Genomic DNA, 18591 nt, shown 5'->3' on the forward strand with positions numbered 1-18591 from the left:
TGGGTGTGGGCGGGGCGAGCAGGAGGCGCGGGCCGGTCAGCGCTTCGGCGCGGTCCGGGCGACCACGGCGCGCGGCCGGCCGGGGTGCGGGGCGCTGAACGCCGCGTACAGCGCCTCGTGGTCCCCGCCGTCCACACTCGCCACCGACCATCCGGCGGTCTCGAAGCGTGCCGCGATCCCGCCGGGCCGGCCGTAGGTCGACGAGGCGTTGTCGATCACCACGGTGTGCAGCTGCTCCAGCCCCGAGGGCCCGGCGAAGGCGAGCGCCTCGTGATTGCTGCCCTCGTCCAGTTCGGCATCGCCCACGAGGACCCAGACCCGGGGGTCGGTGCGCCCCTGCGCCCGCAGCCCCAGGACGGTGCCCACCGCCAGGGGCAGGCCGTGTCCCAGCGAACCGCTGCCGATCTCGGCCCCCGGCACCCGCAGCCGGTCGGGGTGCTGGCCCAGCGGCGAGTCGAAGGTGCCGAAGCCGGGGAGCAGCTCCTCCGCGAAGAAACCGTGGGCGGCGAGCACCGCGTAGTAGGCCATGGGCCCGTGCCCCTTGGAGAGCAGGAACCTGTCCCGCTCCGGATCGTCCACGGTCTCGGGGCCGACCCGGAGCACCCGGTCGTAGAGCACCCAGAGCACGTCCAGGGTGGAGGTGGCGGCCGGCCCGTGCTTCTCGTCGCCGGTCATGAGGCTCATCAGGCGGTTCAGGTCCGTGTAGCCGTGTGTGCGGAGCCCGGCTCCGGTGGAGTTCGTCATGCCGATCATGGTGCGACCTCAACCAAGGTTGAGGTCAAGGGAAAGGTGTTCGTGACCACCTGCTCGGGTTTGGTATTGTTCTCTTGCAGGTTCGGCCAGGGCGAAAGCCCAGGTCAGACGGTGCCGGGACGTGGCGCAGCTTGGTAGCGCACTTGACTGGGGGTCAAGGGGTCGCAGGTTCAAATCCTGTCGTCCCGACTCGAAAGAGTCGTAGAACGAGGGCCGGTTTCGGATGTATCCGAAGTCGGCCCTCAACTTTTTGGGCTCCGGCGGGTACCGGCGTCCTTCGGATGTTCGTACAGTGTCGGTATCGGTCCGATTGCGACGGTCTCCACGTGTGTGGTCGCCGCCCTCGCACGCCGTTCGGCTCCATCACGGGGGCAGTGCCGTCTCGGCCACCCTCGGTCGTGGTTTCCGGTTCATCCGGATCGCCCCTGAAACACCCCTGGCCGCGTGCCCGTGGGCAACGGCTCGATCGGGTCGTGGATTCGCGGCGGCCACCCTTCGGCACACTCACGTTCGGTCACCCCCCGGCGGTCGCCGATTGGCGCGCCCGGGGAGAGGGCCGGGGCGCCCCCGCGTACCGGATACGGCGAGGCTCCCGCCGTCACGGGCCCGCTCGTCGTGTCGCCCGGCGCGGTGCGGGTCCTTCGAGAGGTGTCCGGGCCGGCTGGGACTCCGCTGCGGGCCCTGTCCTGCTCGCGGGCGGTGCGGCGCGTTCGCCGGGCCGCGGGAGCGAGGCCGAGGCGCTCTCGCAGGACGATGCGGGGCGGAGTCGCCGCTCCGCCGGCGCCGGCGGACAGGGTGACGGAGCAACTGCGGTGCGGTGGGATTCCTCCTGTGGCAGGGGGGTCTCGCTTGGGCGGGAATGGGCGAGAAAATGTGGCCCTCCCCGCCCTGTGTGCGAGCTGCGGTCCATGTTTCTGGAGGTATTCATGTGGCTGGTGTGACTACTGGGAGCGATGTGCGCGCATGGCTTGAAATGCGCTGCGCGCTCGGGAAGGTCACACCTTTTATCGCCATAAAGTCCTGGCATTGATCAACTTCCTCTCGGGGTGGCCGGGCGGGTAATGGCCATCTGCGGGGTGTTCGGCTGCTTTGGGTCGAATTTGAACACTGGACGGCAGGGCGGAGAAGGGCTTGAATTCCTCCGTGCCTGCGGTGGTGCAATCGGCGCCGACTGTTCCGTGGGTGACCTCTCCGATCGGATACGGCCGGGGCGGAAATGGTTGTGGACGGGGGCTAATGGAAGATCGCTTGCGCGGTGGGCCGATCCCTGTGTCGCGATTGTTGACCGGGATGGCCGAAAGTGATGCCATGGGCCGTTGCCCGTGGGCGGCCCGCTCGCGTTGAAGCGCCGGCATGGTGCGCCAGGACCTGCCCTCCGGGTCGGACCCGGAGGCCGTGGGGGCGCCCCCGATCGGCGTGCACACTTCTCTGCCGAGCTGGGACGTTCGTCCGAATTGGTGCCGGAATATTGCTGTCCCTGCCTTGAGTCCGTGCTTTTCGGATTTTTCGGCAGGCGGGTGCTTTCCCGTGCAGTGAATCGGCTGCGCTTGTGAAATTTCTGTGGGGCCTTGCATCTGTGTGGAACCGCTGGCAAGGTCAAAGTCGGCCAGATGGTGTGCCCGAAGAATTCTTACTCATTCACCAGAGGAGCGGCCAATCATGGTGTACAGATTCTCGCTTGTCCTGAACCGGGAAGTGAACGACCAGGAAAAGGTTGCCCTGAAAGAGGTGAGTCCTGCCGACATCACGTTCGTCGACGACACCCTCCCGACGAACGCTGATGTTCCGGTGACCCGGATCGAATTCGAGGACGAGGTCACGCCCACGCTCGCCGAAGCCATCGAGGCAGGCTTCGAGGCCGTAAAGGCCGTCCCGGAGCTGTCCGTTCCCGGACTGAGCGTGCCGGCCCAGCCGGCCACGGCCGAGACCGCGGAGACCGCGGAGGTCGCCGGCGCGACGGCCGAAGCCACGCCCTGACGGCACGGGGGTCCTCGCCCCGCGGGGACTGAAGCCGACTCCCGCGCCGGAGCCGTACGGGCAACCACCGCCAGGCGCCCGAGGAGGTGCGCGGCCACCGCGAGGAGCGGCCGGCCGCGGCCTTCCGCGCACCGGCCCGGCGCATGCAACACCGTGAAGAACAAGCACTTCAGTGGCAAGGCCGCGTTCGTCGTGCACGCGCGCGGCCGGCACGGTCGACTCGCAGTTCACTACGGGGGGAGCAAGGCCGGCATGGCCGACGAACAGCAGCTTCGTGACTACCTCAGGGTCATGACCGCCAAACTGCGCAGCACCCGGACGGAACTGGACCGGCTCAGGCACGAGCCCATCGCCGTGGTGGGCATGGGATGCCGGTACCCCGGTGGTGTCGACAGCCCCGAAGCGCTGTGGCGGCTGGTCTCGGACAGCGAGGACGCCGTCGCCGGATTCCCCGCCGACCGCGGGTGGGACATCGCGGGGCTCTACGACTCGCCCGACCTGCCCGGCTCGGCCACGCGCGAGGGCGGATTCCTCTATGAGGCAGCCGAGTTCGACGCGGGGTTCTTCGGGATCAGCCCACGCGAGGCGCTGGCGATGGACCCGCAGCAGCGGCTGCTGCTGGAGACCTCGTGGGAGGCGGTCGAGCGCGCCGGATTCGACCCGGCCTCGCTCCGAGGCTCCCGTACCGGCGTGTTCACGGGTGTCTACTCCTCCGCCGCGGCCTACGGGAGCGACGGAGACCTGGACTTCGCGGACGCCACCGGCCACCTGCTGACCGGTACCGCCAACAGCGTTCTCTCCGGCCGGATTTCGTTCACTCTCGGCCTGGTCGGCCCGGCCCTCACCGTGGACACCGCCTGCTCCTCCTCCCTGGTCGCCCTGCACCTGGCGGTCCAGGCGCTGCGCACCGAGGAATGCGACCTCGCCCTGGCCGGCGGTGCGACCCTCATGTCCTCACCCGTGCTGTTCAGGGAGTTCTCCCGCCAGCGGGGACTCGCCGCGGACGGACGCTGCAAGCCGTTCTCGGCGGACGCCGACGGAACGGGCTGGGGCGAGGGCGCCGGCATGGTGGTCCTGGAGCGGCTGACGGACGCGCGCCGTGCGGGGCACCCCGTCCTGGCCGTGATCAGCGGCAGCGCGGTCAACCAGGACGGCGCCTCCAACGGGCTGACCGCGCCCAACGGCAGCTCGCAGCGCGTCGTCATCGGAGCGGCTCTCGACAACGCCCGGCTGACGGCCGCCGACGTGGACGCGGTGGAGGCGCACGGAACGGGTACCCGGCTGGGCGACCCCATCGAGGCACAGGCCCTGCTGGAGACATACGGGCAGGCCGCGGGACGCCCCGCCGGCCGGCCGCTGTGGCTGGGATCGGTGAAGTCCAACATCGGTCACACCCAGGCCGCCGCCGGCGTCGCCGGCGTCATCAAGATGGTCATGGCGCTGCGCAACGGCGTACTGCCCCGCACCCTCCACTCCGAGCGGCCCTCGGAGTACGTCGACTGGACCGCCGGCCGGGTGCGGTTGCTGCAGCAGCCGCAGGACTGGCCCCGGCCCGCGGACGGCACCCCCCGGCGCGCGGCGGTCTCGGCGTTCGGCATCAGCGGTACCAACGCGCACCTGGTGCTGGAGGACGCGCCCGAGCCGCAGGTGCCGGTCGAGGAGACAGCCGGTGCCGCCGGTCCGTCCGTCCTGCCCGGGGCGACGGCATGGGTGCTTTCCGGCCGCACACCGCAGGCGTTGGCCGCGCAGGCCCGCAAACTCTCCGCGCACCTCGCCACCTGCCCCCGACCGGTGGCGCCGGCCGGGATCGCCTGGTCGCTCGCCACCACGCGGACCGCCTTCGAGCACCGCGCCGTACTGCTGGACCCCGGACCGGGCGACGGACTGGCCGCGCTCGCCGCCGGGGAGCCGACCGCGGACGCGGTGACCGGACAGATCAGGGCGGGGGGCACCGGCCGCACGGTGTTCGTCTTCCCCGGTCAGGGCAGTCAGTGGGTCGGTATGGGGCGCGGGCTGGCGGAGGTCTCGCCGGTGTTCGCGGCGAGGCTGGCGGAGTGCGGCGAGGCTCTCGCGCCCTACGTGGACTGGCAGTTGGACGATGTGCTGGCGGGGCGGCACGGGTTCGAGGCAGCTGATGCGGTCCAGCCGGCGTTGTGGGCGGTGATGGTGTCGCTCGCCGCGGTCTGGGAGGCGGCCGGTGTCGCCCCCGACGCGGTGGTGGGGCACTCGCAGGGCGAGATCGCCGCTGCCGCGGTGGCCGGGATCCTGTCCCTCGACGACGCCGCCAAGGTCGTCGCTCTGCGCAGCAGGACTCTGACGGCCCTTGCCGGACGCGGCGGGATGATGGCCGTCGACGGGGCGGCCGACACCGTCCGCGGCTGGCTGGAGCCGATGGGGGAGCGCCTGTCGGTCGCGGCCGTCAACGGCCCGTCGGCCACCGTGGTCGCCGGCGACCCGGACGCCCTGCACGAGCTCGCCGCGCGCCACCCCGACGTACGCACCCGCGTCCTGCCCGTGGACTACGCCTCGCACAGCGCGCACGTCGAGGAACTGCGCGACGGCATCGCCTCCGCTCTGGCCGGAATCGAACCCCGCGAGACACGCATCCCGATGATCTCCGCGATGAACGGGCAGTGGCTCACCGGGCCGGAACTCGACCCCGCCTACTGGTACGCCAGCCTGCGCGAGACCGTCGAGTTCGCCCGGGCCGTCCGCACCCTCGGCGACGACGGCTACGACACCTTCGTCGAGGTCTCCCCGCACCCCGTCCTGGCCATGGCCGTCGGCGACGGACTGGCGGACCTCGACCCCGTGGTCGTCGGCACGCTGCGCCGCGACGACGGGGGGACCCAGCGGCTGCTCGCCTCCCTCGCCGAGGCGTACACCCACGGCGTCCCCGTGGACTGGACCGCCGTCCTGCCCCGCGCCGAGCGGGTCGACCTGCCCACCTACGCCTTCCAGCGCAGCCGCTACTGGCCCCGCCGCACCGAGGCCCTCCCGCAGACGACGACCGCCCCCGCCGAGGACACCTGGCGCTACCGCACCGCCTGGGAACCGCTCGGCCCGGCCACCCCCGCCCTGACCGGGACCTGGCTGGTCGTCACCCGTGAGGGAACCGACCCGGGCGACCACGTCGCGGCCCTGACCGCACACGGCGCCGAGACCGTCGTCCTGCGCACCGGAGCGGTGCGGCGCGCCGGACTCGCCGACGAACTCACGGCCGCGGTCGCCGCCCTCCCCGGGGCGCCCGCGCGACCGGCCGGCGTCCTCTCGCTGCTCGCGCTGGACCCCCGGCCGCTGCCCGGCTCACCCGCCGTCCCGTACGGAACCGCCGCCACCCTGGCCCTGGTACAGGCCCTCGGGGACGCCGCGATCGACGCCCCGCTCTGGGCCCTCACCCGCGGTGCCGTGCGCGTCGCCCCCGACGACGCCCCACCCGCGCCCGTCCAGGCGCAGGCCTGGGGACTCGGCCGGGTCGCCGCGCTGGAGCACCCCGACCGCTGGGGCGGACTGGTCGACCTGCCCGAGCAGTGGGACGAGCGGGCGGCCGGCCGCCTGGCCGCCGTCCTCGCCGACGGCTCCGAGGACCAGGTCGCGCTCCGCCGCTCCGGGGCCTTCGCCCGGCGCCTGGTCCCCGCACCCCGTACGGCCACCGGTTCTGCCGGACCCGGGGGCACCTGGTCCCCGCGCGGAACCGTGCTCGTCACCGGCGCCACCGGTTCCATCGGCCCGCACCTGACCGCCTGGCTGGCCGGGCGCGGCGCCCAGCGCCTCGTGCTGCCCACCCGGTCCGGGCCCGGACCGGCCCTCGCCGCCCACGCCGCCTCCCTCGCCGGGGCCGGCACCGCCGTCGACGTCCTCACCTGCGACCTTGCCGACCGCCCGGCGCTCGCCGCCCTGCTGGACCGGGTCGCCGCCACCGGACCGCGGCTGTCCACCGTGCTGCACACGGCCAACGCCTTCCACCTCACCCGCATCGACGACACCGACCTCGCGGGCCTGGAGGACTCCCTGGCCGGCAAGGCGTCCGGCGCCGACCACCTCGACGAACTGGTCACCGGCGCCGACGAGTTCATTCTCTTCTCCTCGATCGCCGCGGCCTGGGGCAGCGCCGAGCACGGTGCCTACGCCGCCGCCAACGCCCACCTCGACGCCCTCGCCGAGCGGCGCGCGGCGCGCGGCGAGGCCGCACTCTCGCTCGGCTGGGGCGTGTGGGACACCCGCGACTGGGCGGCGCCGGACGCCTTCGGAGCGCACGGCCCGGCGACCATCACCGGCGACGTCCTGCGCCGCCAGGGCACCCGGTTCCTGGAACCCGGCCGTGCACTGGACGTACTCGGCCACGTCCTCGCCGACGGAACCGGAGCCACCGGCCCCTACCTCGCACTCGCCGACATGGCATGGGCCGACTTCGCCCCCGTCTTCACCGCGGCCCGCCGAAGCGCCCTGCTGGACCGCATCCCTGCCGCCCGCCAGGCACTCGAAGGCGCCGCGCCCGCCACCGACGCGGACACGTCCGCGAACGACTTCGCCCGCTCCCTGGCCGGTGCCGCGGGCGCCCCGGAACGGGAACGCCTCGCCACCGACCTGGTCCGCGGCCACGCGGCGGCGGTACTCGGACACCGGGACGCGGGCGACATCGCCGGTCACCGCGCCTTCCGCGACCTGGGCTTCGACTCGCTGACCGCCGTCGAGCTGCGCAAACGGCTGGCCACGGCCACCGCCCTCCGGCTGCCGTCCACGATCGTCTTCGACCACCCCACCCCGGCCTCGCTCGGCGCCCACCTCGCCGCGACGGCCCTCGGCACCGCCGCCGGCACGGACGCTCCCTCGCCCGCCACGGGCACCACCGCGTCCGACCCCGACGAGCCGCTCGCCATCGTCGGCATCGGCTGCCGCCTGCCCGGCGGAGTCACCACCCCCGACCAGTACTGGAACCTGCTCGCCTCGGGCGCCGACGTGATCGGGGGCCTGCCCACCGACCGCGGCTGGGACCCCGACCTCTACGACCCCGACCCCGACCGCCAGGGCAAGTCCGCCACCCACCGCGGCGGCTTCCTCCACGACGCCCCCGAGTTCGACGCCGCCTTCTTCGGCATCAACCCGCGCGAGGCCCTCGCGATGGACCCCCAGCAGCGACTGCTGCTGGAGACATCCTGGGAGGCCCTGGAACGGGCCGGCATCGCCCCCGAGTCCCTGCGCGGAACCCCCGTCGGCGTCTTCGCCGGAGCGACCCTGACCGGTTACGGCAGCGGCCTGGCCGAGGGCGACCCGGCCGCCGAGGGATATCTGGTCACCGGACACTCGAGCAGTATCATCTCGGGCCGCGTCGCCTACGCCCTCGGCCTCGAAGGCCCCGCCCTCACCATCGACACCGCCTGCTCCTCCGGCCTGGTCGCCCTGCACCTCGCGGGCCGGGCACTGCGCGCGGGGGAGTGCGCGCTCGCCCTGGTCGGCGGCGTGATGGTGATGTCCACCCCCAGCCAGCTCGTCGGCTTCTCCCGGCAGCGCGGCCTCGCCCCCGACGGCCGGTGCAAGCCCTTCGCGGACGGCGCCGACGGCATGGGCCTGTCCGAGGGCGCCGCGACCATCGCGGTCGAACGGCTCTCCGACGCGCGGCGCCACGGCCACCCCGTCCTGGCGGTCGTACGGGGCACCGCCATCAACCAGGACGGCGCGTCCAACGGCCTCACCGCCCCCAGCGGACTCGCCCAGCAACGCGTGATCCGGGCCGCCCTGGAGGCTTCTGGCCTGACGCCCGACCAGGTCGACGCGGTCGAGGCGCACGGCACCGGAACCCCCCTCGGAGACCCCGTCGAGGCCCACGCCCTGCTGGCCACCTACGGCAAGCACCGGCCCGCCGACCGGCCACTGTGGCTCGGCTCCGCCAAATCCAACATCGGACACACCCAGACCGCCGCCGGCCTCGCCGGACTCGTCAAGATGGTGCTCGCGATGCGGCACGGGACACTGCCGCGCACCCTGCACGCGGAGGAACCGTCCCGGGAGATCGACTGGGAGTCCGGCGCCCTACGGCTGCTGACCGAACAGCGGCCCTGGACGACACCCCGGGACGTGCCCCGCCGGGCCGGCGTCTCCGCGTTCGGCATGAGCGGCACCAACGTGCACGTCCTCATCGAGCAGGCCCCCGAGCGACTCCCCGCCGCGCCGGCGCCCGACGCCCCGGCCGCACCCGCCGGACCGCCACTGCTCGCTCCCGGCGCGGGCGTCACCGCCTGGCCGGTCACCGCCCGCAGCCGAAGCGCCCTGGCCGCGCAGGCCGGACGCCTCCACGCGTACGCCCTCACCGCCGACGCCCCGCCGCCCGCGGACGTGGCCTGGTCGCTCGCCACCACCCGCAGCCCCTTCGACCACCGCGCCGTGGTCATCGGCTCCGGCCGCACCGGACTCACGGAGGGCCTGGCCGCCCTGATGGCCGGAGAGACCCCCGGCCACGCCCCTACCGGCGAGAGCGCGGCCCGCGACGGCCGCACCGTGTTCGTCTTCCCCGGCCAGGGCAGCCAGTGGGAGGGAATGGGCCGCCGACTGGCAGCACAGTCACCGGTGTTCGCGGCACGGTTCGCCGAGTGCGCGCGAGCCCTGCGCCCGTACGTCGACTGGGACCCGCACGCCGTACTCGCCGGCGAGCCCGGCGCCCCCGCGCCCGACGGGGCGGCCGTGACGCAGCCGCTGCTGTGGGCCGTGATGGTCTCGCTCGCCGCGGTCTGGCAAGCGGCCGGCGTGGTTCCCGACGCGGTGGTGGGCCACTCCCAGGGCGAGATCGCCGCGGCCACCGTCGCCGGCGCGCTCACCCTGGACGACGCCGCCCGCGTCGTCGCCGTCCGGGCCGCCGCACTGACCGGCCTCGGCGTCGAGGGCGGCATGCTCTCGGTGGTGCTGCCCGCCGAGACGGTGCGCGAACTCCTGAGACCCTTCGGCGACCGGCTCGCGGTGGCGGCGGTCAACGCCCCGGCCGCGACCGTCGTCTCCGGCGAACCCGGCGCACTCGTCGAGTTCGAACGGGTGCTGCGCAAGCGCAAGGCCATGCGCTGGCGGGTGCCCGTCACCGACTTCGTGGCGCACTCGCGGCTGTGCGAACCGCTGGAACACACCCTGCCGCAGCTGCTGGCCGCCATCCGGCCCCGCCCCGCCGGCATCCCGCTGTTCTCCACCGTCCACGGACGGGTGGTGGAAGGCGAGGAACTGGGACCCCAGTACTGGTACGCCAACGTCCGGCACACCGTCCGCTTCGGCGACGCCGTCGAAGCCCTCGCGGCCACCGGCCACCGGGCCTTCGTCGAAGTCTCGGCCCACCCGGTGCTGCTGCCCGCCGTCCAGGAGGTCCTGGCCGCGCGGACCGACCTGCCCGACCCCCTCGTGATCGACACACTGCACCGCGACGACGACGGAGCCGACCGGCTGCTGCGCTCGCTCGGCACCGCGTACGTCCACGGCCTGCCGGTCGACTGGACCGCCGTGCTGCCCGCCGCCCCCCGGCACGTCGAGCTGCCCACGTACGCCTTCCAGCACCGCCGCTTCTGGCCGGCCGCGCGCCCTGCCCCAGCCGTCCCCGCCACCCGCGGCGCGGCCGGCGACCCCACCGACGACTGGCGGTTCGTCGCCGAGTGGACCCACGCCCCCGAGCCCGCCCCGGCGCTGCTCACCGGCGTCTGGCTGGTACTCGTCCCCGCCGGACAGGACCCCCACCCCAGCGCCGCCGCCCTCGCCGACCGCGGTGCCCGGACCGTCACCGTCGAACTGGACACCGCCGGAGCCGACCGCGCCGACTACGCGCGGCGGATCACCGCCGCACTCGAAGACACCAGACCCGCCGGCGTACTCACCCTGCTGGCCCTCGACACCGGCCCGCTCGACGGCCACCCCACCGTGGCCCGCGGGCTCGCCGCCACCCTGGCACTGGTCCAGGCCCTGGGCGACGCCACCGTCGACGCCCCGCTGTGGGTTCTCACGGCGGGGGCCGTCACCACCGACCCCGGCACGGGCGCCGCCGACCCGCGACAGGCACCCGTCTGGGCCCTGGGCCGTACCGTCGCCGCCGAACACCCCGACCGCTGGGGCGGACTGGTCGACCTGCCCGAGAGGTGGGACGACCTCGCCGCCGCCCGTCTCACCACCGTTCTCGCCGCCCACGACGAGAACGAGGTCGCCCTCCGCGCGGACGGACTGCGGCCCCGCCGCCTCGCCCACGCCCCGAAACCGCCCCGCCCCGCCGAGCGGCGGCCCCTCGCACCCCGCGGCACCGTCCTCGTCACCGGCGGCACCGGCCACATCGGCGGCCACGCCGCCCGCTGGCTCGCCCGCGAACGCGGCGCCCGCCGACTCGTCCTCACCAGTCGCTCCGGCCCCGCCGCCGACGGCACCGCCGCCCTCGCCGCCGAACTCGCCGGAGCCGGGGCCGCCGTGGACGTACTCGCCTGCGACACCGCCGAGCGCCCCGCGCTCGCCGCCGTACTCGACCGCGTCGCCGCCACCGGGCCGGCCCTGTCCACCGTGCTGCACGCCGCCGGCGCCCTCGACGACGGCGTACTCGACCGCCTGGACGCCACCCGCCTGGCCCGCACCTTCGACGGCAAGGCAGGCGGTGCCGCCCACCTCGACGAGCTCACCGCGCACCTGGAACTCGACGCCTTCGTCCTCTGTTCCTCCATCTCCGCCACCTTCGGCAACGGCGGCCAGGGCAACTACGCCGCCGCCAACGCCTACCTGGACGCCCTCGCCGAACAGCGCCGCGCCCGCGGCCTGCCCGCCACCTCGCTGGCCTGGGGACCCTGGGCGGGCGGCGGCGTCGGTCAGGCCAGCGAAGGCGCCCGCCGACGGCTCGCCCGCAACAAGTGGGAGGTCCTGATGGAGCCCGAGGACGCGGTCCGCGCCCTCGCCGCCGCCGTCGAGGACCACGACCCGCGGCTGGCCGTACTGTCGCTGATGGCCGTCGACTTCGCCGCGATGGCCACCGCCCGCGGCCCCGAACAACTGCGCCACGCCCCCCTGATGCGCGACCTGCCCGAGATCCGGGCCGCCGACGCCGCGGACGCGGCGGACACGACGCCGCGGCCCGCCGGTGCGGAACACGGGCTGGTCGCCCGGCTGACCACGCTCACCTCCGACGAGGCACGTGACCGGCTGATCTGCGACCTCGTCCGGGACGAGGCCGCCACCGTGATGGGGTACGCCTCGGCCGCGGACATCGAGCCCGGCCGCGCCTTCAGCGAACTCGGCCTGGACTCCCTCACCTCGGTCGAACTGCGCAACCGGCTCAGCATCGCCGCCGGCCTGCCGCTGCCCGCCACCCTGCTGTACGACCACCCGGACCCGCAGATGCTCGCCACGCACCTGCGCACCCGGCTGGTCGGCGGCGGACCGGACACCACCTCCCCGACCGCCCAGCGCCCCACCGGCACGGACCCGCTCGCCGACCCGGTCGCGATCGTCGCCATGGGCTGCCGCCTGCCCGGCGGCATCCACACCCCCGAGCAGCTCTGGCAGCTGCTCGACACCGGACGGGACGCCATCAGCGGCCTTCCCACCGACCGGGGCTGGGACCTGGCCGCCCTCTACGACCCCGACGCCGAACGGCCCGGCACCTTCTACACCCGCGAGGGCGGATTCCTCCACGAGGCCACCGAGTTCGACGCCGGGTTCTTCGGCATCAGCCCGCGCGAGGCGGTCACCATGGACCCGCAGCAGCGGCTGCTGCTGGAGGTCGTCTGGGAGACCCTCGAACGCGGCGGCATCGACCCCACCCGCCTGCGCGGCAGTCGCACCGGCGTGTTCGTCGGCGGCTTCGGCTCCGGCTACGACCACCTCACCGCCCGAGCCGCCGGCCAAGCCGACCACCGCCTGGAAGGCCAGGCCATGATCGGTACCGCCACCAGCGTGCTGTCCGGCCGCGTCTCCTACCTCCTCGGCCTGGAGGGACCGGCCCTGACCGTCGACACCGCCTGCTCCTCGTCACTGGTCGCCCTGCACTCCGCCGCCCAGGCCCTGCGCGCCGACGAGTGCGACCTCGCCCTGGTCGGCGGCGTCACCGTGATGCCCACCCCGCGCGACCTGGTCGGCTTCTCCCAGCAGCGCGGCCTGGCGGCCGACGGCCGGTGCAAGGCCTTCGGCACCGGCGCCGACGGCATGGGCATGGCCGAAGGCGTGGGTGTCCTCGCGGTCGAGCGGCTCTCCGACGCCCACCGCAACGGCCACCGGGTCCTCGCACTGGTCCGCGGCAGCGCCGTCAACCAGGACGGCGCCTCCAACGGGCTCACCGCACCCAGCGGCCCCTCCCAGCAACGCGTGATCCACGCCGCGCTGGCCGGCGCCGGGCTGGCACCCGCCGACGTGGACGCCGTCGAGGCACACGGCACCGGCACCGAACTGGGCGACCCGATCGAGGCCCAGGCCCTGCTCGCGGCCTACGGCCAGGACCGGCCCGCGAACCGGCCGTTGTGGCTGGGTTCGGTCAAGTCCAACATCGGCCACACCCAGGCCGCCGCCGGTGTCGCCGGGATCATGAAGATCGTCCTGGCCCTGCGCCACGGGCAACTGCCGCGCACCCTGCACGCCGACACCCCGTCCCCCCACGTCGACTGGACCGCCGGCCACGTGGCCCTGCTGAACCGGCCCGTCGACTGGACCCCCGGCGGCGACCGGCCCCGCCGGGCGGGCGTCTCCAGCTTCGGCGTCAGCGGCACCAACGCCCACGTCATCATCGAGGAGCCGCCCACCCGCCCCGGACCCGTGAGAACCGGCGCAGACACCGGCACCGGCGCAGACACCGGCACCGGCGCAGACACCGGCACCGGCCCCGGCCCCGTGCTGTCCGCCGGACCGGTCGCCTGGCCGGTCGGCGCCCGCGGCCCGCACGCCCTCGCCGCCCAGGCGGGCCGGCTGCGCGAGTACGCCCTGGCCCACCCGGACCTTCCCGTCGGTGACGTGGCCTGGTCCCTCGCCACCACCCGCCCGCCGTTCGAACACCGCGCCGTGGCCCTGGGCGCGGACCACACCGAACTGCTGCCCGCCCTCGCCGCACTGGCCACCGCACAACCCGTGGCCGATGCCGTAACCGGCTCGATCGCGCCCGGCGGCACCGGCCGCACCGTGTTCGTCTTCCCCGGCCACGGCAGCCAGTGGATCGGCATGGGCCGCGAACTCGCCGAACAGTCACAGGTCTTCCGCGACCGGCTCGACCAGTGCGCGCAGGCCCTGGCACCCCACGTCGACTGGGACCTCGCGGACGTCCTGGCCGGCCGGCACGACTTCCTCGCCGCCGACGTGCTCCAGCCCGCGGTCTGGGCGGTCTCGGTGTCCCTGGCGGCCGTCTGGCAGGCCGCCGGCGTAGCCCCCGACGCGGTCGTCGGCCACTCGCTCGGCGAGATAGCCGCGGCTACCGTCGCCGGTGCCCTCACCCTGGACGACGGCGCGAAGGTCGCCGCCCTGCGCAGCAGGGCCCTGCGGACCCTGGACGGACGCGGCGGCATGCTGTCGGTCGCCGAACCCGCGGAAAAGGTACGCGAACGGCTCAGCGGCTTCGAGGGACGACTCTCGCTCGCCACCGTCAACGGCCCCCGGTCCTGCGTCGTCTCTGGAGACCCCGACGCACTCGACGCGTTCGCGGCCGCCTGCCCGCCCACCTGCCGCACCACCCGGGTTCCGATCGCCTACGCCTCGCACAGCCCCCAGGTGGAAGAGCTCCGCGAACGGATACTCGCGGAGCTGGCCGACATCGAGCCCCGCACGGCCGAGGTCCCGATCGTCTCCGCGTTCACCGGGCAGGAGCAGGACGGCCAGGGACTGGACGCCCACTACTGGTACGCGAGCCTGCGCGGCACCGTCGAGTTCGAACAGGCCGTACGGACCCTCGGCGACGGCGGACACCGGATGTTCATCGAGGTGTCCGGACACCCCGCGCTGACCGGCGCCGTCCGCGACACCCTCGGCGACACGGCGGTCGCCACCGGCACGCTGCGCCGCCAGGACGGCGGCGCCCGGCGCCTGCTCACCTCGCTCGCCACCGCGTACGTGGCCGGCGCATCCGTCGACTGGGCAGCCGTGCACGGCCCCGCCACCCTCGTCGAACTCCCCACCTACGCCTTCCAGCGCAGCCGCTACTGGCCCGAACCGGCCCGGCCGGCCGCACCCGCACCCGACGACGCACTGGCCGGTCTGCGCTACCGGATCACCTGGACCCGCATCGCCGAGCGCCCCGCCCCCCCGGAGCTGACCGGAACCTGGCTGCTGGTCGGCGCGGACGCCGCCCCCGACACGGCCCGGCGGGTCGCCCAAGCCCTTGCCGAGCACGGCGCCACCGACGTCCGGACCCTGCCCGACGCCGACCCCGACGCCCTCGCCGCGTACCCCGCCCCCGCCGGGGTGGTCTCCCTGCTGGCCCTGGACGAGTCCCCGGACCGGGGGCACCCGACCATGACCCGGGGCGTGGCCGCCACCCTCGACCTCATCCAACTCCTCGGCGCCGGCGCGCCCGGCACTCCGCTGTGGGTCCTCACCTCCGGCGCCGTGGCCACCGGCCCCGGCGAGAGCGGCAGTCCCGCCCAGGCCCAGGTCTGGGGACTCGGCAGAGTCGCGGGCCTCGAACACCCCGGGCACTGGGGCGGACTGATCGACCTGCCGCCCGCCGACGGCTGGGACACCCGCACCGGCAACCGGCTCGCCGCCCTGCTGTCCGGAGCCGTGGCCGAGGACCAGACGGCCCTGCGCCCCCAGGGCATCCTGGCCCGCCGCCTGGTGCGCGCCGCCGCGCCGACCGGCACCCCCCGGCCGGGACGCGGCACCGTCCTGGTCACCGGGGGCACCGGCGCCATCGGCACCGAGGTCGGCCGGTGGCTCGCCGGACGCGGCGCCGAACGCGTCGTCCTCGCCGCCGCCGAACCGCTGACCGCCGACGTCGCGCGGCTCGCCGCCGACGTGGCCGCCTCCGGCGCCGAACTGTCCATCGCCGCCTGCGACACCACCCGGCGCGCCGAAATCGACGCCCTGCTGCGGCAGATCACCGCCGACGGCGGCCCCACCCTGCGGAGCATCGTGCACGCCGTCGGCGCCGGACAGGCCACCGCCGTCGCGGACACCACGGCGGAGGAGCTCGCCGCCGTCGCCGGCGCCCGGTCGGCCGGAGCCCGCTGGCTCGACGAGCTGACCGCCCACCTCGAACTGGACGACTTCGTCCTGTTCTCCTCCGTCGCCGCGACCTGGGGCAGCGCGCTCGTGCCCGGGTACGCCACCGGGAGCGCCTTCGTCGACGCCCTCGCCGAGCAGCGCCGCGCCCGCGGACAAGTCGCCACCTCGGTCGCCTGGGGCCCATGGGCCGACGGCGCCACCGCGCAGTCCTCCGTCCGCCACGGCCTGGGCGTCCTGGACCCGCGCCTTGCCGTTCGAGCACTCGGCCAGGCGATGGACGGCGGCGACGCTCTCGTCACCATCGCCGACGTGGACTGGCGGACGTTCGCGCCCGCGTTCACGCTGCGGCGGCCGAGCCCGCTCCTCGCCGACCTGCCGGAGGCCTCCGCACCGGCGGCGCAGCCGGACGGTGCGGCCGACGACGGAACGGTGCCCGAGTTCGCCCGCACCGTCCTCACCCTGCCCCCCGCCCGAAGGCCGGCGGCGGTGACGGAGTTGGTACGCGCCCAGGCCGCCCTCGTGCTCTCGCACGGGAGCACCGCCGACATCGACGCCGAACGCGCCTTCCGGGACCTCGGGTTCGACTCCCTGACCGCCATCGAACTGCGCGACCGGCTCGCCGTCGCCACCGGCGTCACCCTGCCCTCCACCGTCGTCTTCGAGTACCCGACGTCGTCGGCCCTCGCCGCGCACCTGCTGCGGGAACTCGGCGCGGGGCCGGACTCCGTACGCACCGAACTCGACCGGCTGGAAGCCTCGTTGTCGGGCCTGCTGGACCGGATCGGCGAGAACGGAGCCGCGGACGGCGACGACGACGAGGCGGCCGTCACGGCGCAGCTCGCCGCCCTGAACACGAAGTGGCAACGAATCCAGCGGCTCGTCGGGGGCGGCGCCGGCCCCGGCCCGGACGTCTCCGAGCGCCTCGCCGCCGCGGACGACGACGAGGTCTTCGACCTCCTGGGCAAGGAGTTCGGCATCGAATGACCGCACGACCGACCTTGCCGCGGGCCGCCCGAGCGCTGCCCAGACCCAGCACCCACAGCCCGAGCACCCCGAGGTGGAACGCGTGAGCGAGGACAAGCTCCGGTACTTCCTGAAGCGCGTCACGGCCGAACTGCACGAAAGCCGGGAGCGCGTCCGCGAGTTGGAGAGTGCAACCGGCGATCCCATCGCCGTCGTCGGCATGGGCTGCCGCTACCCGGGCGGTGTGCGCACGCCCGACGAGTTGTGGAACCTGGTCGCCACCGGCACCGACGCCGTCGGGGACTTCCCCGCCGACCGCGGCTGGGACCCCGACGAGGCGGCCACCCACGCCTACGAGACCCGCGGCGGCTTCCTCCTCGACGCGGCCGAGTTCGACGCGGGGTTCTTCGGGATCAGTCCGCGTGAAGCGCTGGCGATGGACCCGCAGCAGCGCCTCGTGATGGAGGTCGCCTGGGAGACCCTGGAGCACGCCGGACTCGACCCGCGCACCCTGCGGGGCTCGCACACCGGTGTCTTCGTCGGGGCCAGCGCATCCGGCTACGACTGGTACGCACGCGAGCACGGCCACGACGAGGGACACCTGGTGACCGGCAGCGCGATCAGCGTGCTCTCGGGCCGGGTCTCCTACACCCTTGGCCTGAACGGACCCGCGGTGACGGTGGACACGGCATGCTCGTCCTCTCTTGCCGCCGTCCACCTGGCGGCCCGCTCACTGCGGTCCGGTGAATGCTCGCTCGCCCTCGCCGGCGGCGTGATGGTGATGTCCACGCCGGTGATGTTCGCCGACTTCGCCCGGCAACAGGGCCTCGCCTCCGACGGGCGCTGCAAGGCGTTCTCCGAAGAGGCCGACGGCACGGGCTGGGGCGAGGGCGCCGGGCTCGTACTGCTGGAGCGGCTGTCCGACGCGCGCCGCAACGGCCACCGCGTCCTGGCGGTGATCCGTGGCAGCGCGATGAACCAGGACGGTGCGTCGAACGGCCTGACGGCGCCGAGCGCGCCCGCGCAGCGGCGCGTCATCCGGGCCGCCCTCGCCGACGCCCGCCTGACCGCCTCCGAGGTGGACGCGGTCGAGGCGCACGGCACCGGCACCGCCCTGGGCGACCCGATCGAAGCGGGCGCGCTGCTGGCCACCTACGGGCAGGGCCGCGACGAGGACCGGCCGTTGTGGCTCGGCTCGCTCAAGTCCAACATCGGCCACGCGCAACAGGCCGCCGGGGTCGGCGGCGTGATGAAGATGGTGCTCGCCCTGAGGCACGGCACCCTGCCGAGGACACTGCACGCCGGCGATCCCTCCTCGCACGTGGACTGGGCGTCGGGAAACGTCCGTCTGCTCCAGGAACCGGTGGAGTGGCCGGCGGGCGACCGGCTGCGACGGGCCGGGGTATCGGCGTTCGGCGCGAGCGGAACCAACGTCCACGTGGTCCTGGAGGAAGCACCCCCGGCCCCGGAGACCACGCCGGACGACGAGAGCGCGGCGCCCGTCCTGACCACGGCGAACGACGGAAGCGCGGCGCCCGTCCTGGCGACGACAGCCGCATCGGCGTGGCCGGTGTCGGGTCGGAGTGCTGCGGCGTTGGCGGGTCAGGCGGGTCGGTTGCGTGAATTCGTGCTGTCGCGGCCGGAGTTGTCGGTGGGTGATGTCGGCTGGTCGTTGGCGGTGACGCGGTCGGTGTTCGAGCACCGGGCTGTGGTGCTCGGTAGTGAGCCGGGTGGGCTTGCGGCGGGTCTGGCGGCGGT

The 18591-nt window shown here is 74.5% G+C and carries 4 protein-coding genes and 1 tRNA gene; 4 read left to right on the forward strand and 1 reads right to left on the reverse strand.

The annotated features are described in order from the left end of the window. Positions 1-36: 36 nt before the first annotated feature. Positions 37-744, reverse strand: coding sequence for a transketolase (locus tag ACWCSV_RS08645; RefSeq protein ID WP_451139873.1), 708 nt, complete (start codon positions 742-744; stop codon positions 37-39). A 124-nt stretch (positions 745-868) separates the two neighbouring features. Between ACWCSV_RS08645 and ACWCSV_RS08650 the strand changes: the two genes are divergently transcribed. From ACWCSV_RS08650 to ACWCSV_RS08665, 4 genes are all read left to right on the forward strand, one after another. Next, positions 869-942, forward strand: a tRNA-Pro gene (locus ACWCSV_RS08650). Between the two features lie 1470 nt (positions 943-2412). Next, positions 2413-2730 carry a hypothetical protein gene (locus ACWCSV_RS08655; protein ID WP_451139875.1) on the forward strand — a complete coding sequence of 106 codons (318 nt, stop codon included), beginning with the start codon at positions 2413-2415 and terminating at the stop codon, positions 2728-2730. A 252-nt stretch (positions 2731-2982) separates the two neighbouring features. Continuing rightward, a complete protein-coding gene (locus ACWCSV_RS08660) occupies positions 2983-16854 on the forward strand; it encodes an SDR family NAD(P)-dependent oxidoreductase (RefSeq protein ID WP_451139877.1) in 13872 nt (4623 codons plus the stop codon). An 82-nt stretch (positions 16855-16936) separates the two neighbouring features. After that, on the forward strand, positions 16937-18591 hold a 1655-nt coding region (locus tag ACWCSV_RS08665; protein ID WP_451139879.1), incomplete at its 3' end, for a type I polyketide synthase.

The organism is Streptomyces sp. NPDC001770, assembly GCF_053596135.1.